1 protein-coding gene is annotated in these 2,048 nt (G+C 45.9%); it reads right to left on the minus strand.

The genetic code is table 11. The annotated features are described in order from the left end of the window. Positions 1-207: 207 nt before the first annotated feature. Complete coding sequence (locus tag QUA16_RS36455) at positions 208-1,674, minus strand: glycoside hydrolase family 13 protein (RefSeq protein WP_333109725.1); 1,467 nt, start codon at positions 1,672-1,674, stop codon at positions 208-210. Positions 1,675-2,048: the final 374 nt, after the last annotated feature.

Below are 2,048 nucleotides of genomic sequence, written 5' to 3' on the forward strand. Positions count from 1 at the left end.
ACAATTATGAGTTAGCTCTAGGGGATTAAATTTAAAACCTCTAATTATAACATATATTTTTTTTGCAAGAGGTCTAAACTAGAGAACTTACGCAAGTGTCACAATTAGTAAGGTGCGTCAGAGCCAAAACCCTGCATCATCCGTCCATCAATCGGTCTGACGCACCCTACAAGTCAATTGGATCGTGACACTTGCGTAATTGCTAAACTAATTATCCGAACCTAAAATCAATCCCGATCGCGCCGGCAGCATCAATTCTAAATGCCGAGTTTCCCCGTCACCTTTCCAAACAAACTCGCCTTTACCGAACAGCAATTTATCGTGAGGAGATTTCAGATTAGCTGGCTCAAAGCTAATATTAGCTTCTTCGGTCGCGACATTGACAGCAACAACTATTTCCTCATCCCCCAAAATTCGGGCAAAAACGTAAACCGTTCCCTCAGCAAACAGAACTTGGTACGAACCAGTGCGGAGGGCAGCGTATTTGTGCCGCAAACCTATCAACTGCTTGTGATAATCTAAAACATCAAGTTCCCAGTGACCTTGTAAGGGAAAACTGCGGCGAGAATCGGGATCGAGAGCACCGGGCAAACCAACTTCATCGCCGTAGTAAATGCTAGGAGCTCCGGGAAAAGTTAACAGCAGCAAAGTTGCAAGTTCAACACTAGCTTTATCGCCTCCTGCAATTGTTAACAACCTCGCAGTATCGTGACTGGCCAACAAATTAAGTTGAGTTAGCTGTATTGGCCACGGGTACAGTTCCAACACCTGCTGAATTTTGTCGCCGTACTCTTTAGCAAAAAGTGGCGGATAGGGATGGTAAGCACGGCCTTCAATTTGAGTTAAATCTACCCTGTCCCCCGCTGCAAAAGCAATAGTCGGTGCAGCAAAAAGATAATTCATTACCCCGTCAAATTGAGTGCCGTCGAGCCATTCTCTCGCATCTTCCCAAACTTCGCCCACAATGTAAGCTTCGGGATTAACTGCTTTAACTCGATCGCGAAATTCCTGCCAAAATCCCGGGGTTTTAATTTCAAAAGGAACGTCCAGCCGCCAGCCATCGACGCCAAATTTAATCCAATATTCGGCGATTTCCATGATGTATTCTCGCACTTCTGGATTGTCGTGATTGAATACAGGAAGGGCTCGATTCCCATCCCAACCGGCATAATTAGCAGGAAAATTGCCGTCGTAAGCAGATAACGGCCAGCCTTCAATTTTAAACCAATCGAGCCAAGGAGAACCGGGGCCGTTTTCGAGGATGTCGTGGAAGAAGAAAAAGCCGCGGCTGGCGTGGTTGAATACGCCGTCGAGGACAACTTTGATGTTGCGATCGTGGGCGGCGTCTAGAAGCTCTTTAAAAGCCGGATTGCCACCCAACATCGGATCGACTTGATAGTAGTCGTGGGTGTGGTAGCGGTGATTGCTGGCCGACTGAAATATGGGGGTGAAGTAAATTGCGTTAATGCCTAAGTCTTGCAAGTAGTCTAGCTGTTCCATCACGCCCCACAAGTCGCCGCCTTTGTAGCCTTGCAGGGTGGGGATTGCGTGCCATTCTTCCCACATGAAGTTTTGCAGCATGCGTTTGCGGGGCTGTTTGCTTTTGGCGAAGCGATCGGGGAATATTTGGTAGAATACGGCGTTTTTAACCCAGTCTGGCGTTTGAATTTGCATACACTTTTTTTAGCTTTTAGGGGTTAGGCTACAGTAGCAGATGTTTGTTGCGGATCTAGCTTTTGGTAGAGAATAGACATTTTCGGCCATTTTGTCGATCGACAAATTGTAAAATATTACACAAATTTGCAGTCAATCTAAGATTGAAAACTGACTCTACCTAGAAATTTATCGTCCCGGCGGGCGGCGCTTCCTGAGTGCTGTGGAGTCGCACAAACTCTGATAACAGGAACGCCAGCAAAAAGAACTGGATCAAATTCAAGCAGAACCCGATCGCACTTTGAGCCCATACAGAGCGTCAATCGATTTTAGATTTTAGATTTTAGATTTTAGATTTTAGAATTGAAGCATTGACCCCACGGATAAATTCGGGG

It is taken from the genome of Microcoleus sp. S13_C3, assembly GCF_036700905.1.
GTDB lineage: Bacteria > Cyanobacteriota > Cyanobacteriia > Cyanobacteriales > Microcoleaceae > Microcoleus.

What these genes read in the sequence shown, in the direction of transcription:
- QUA16_RS36455 (WP_333109725.1), bottom strand. Translation starts at nt 1,674, where the DNA reads ATGCAAATTCAAACGCCAGACTGGGTTAAAAACGCCGTATTCTACCAA.